The following is a 202-nucleotide window of genomic DNA, read 5'->3' on the forward strand; positions in this document are numbered from 1 at the left end:
TAATGCTTTGGCTGAAACGGTGAATGGCTTATACAAAACAGAGGTGATTGAATATTTAAAAGCAGATTGGCAAGGTTTAGCAGATGTACAACTTGCGGCACTAAACTGGGTAGATTGGTTCAATAAAAAGCGTGTACACAGTGCACTGGGTTATGTATCGCCTTTTGAGTTTGAAGCAATGTACTATGATAAGATTAACCCG

Annotated in this window: 1 protein-coding gene; it reads left to right on the forward strand. The window is 39.1% G+C overall.

Annotation, left to right across the window (positions count from 1 at the left end; genetic code table 11):
• A partial coding sequence (locus tag ACG9ZB_RS17800) for an integrase core domain-containing protein (protein WP_419326897.1) occupies positions 1-202 on the forward strand: 202 nt, incomplete at both ends.

Origin of the sequence: Acinetobacter johnsonii, assembly GCF_048551975.1 — a bacterium.
In the GTDB taxonomy this organism is placed as follows: Bacteria; Pseudomonadota; Gammaproteobacteria; order Pseudomonadales; family Moraxellaceae; genus Acinetobacter; species Acinetobacter johnsonii_A.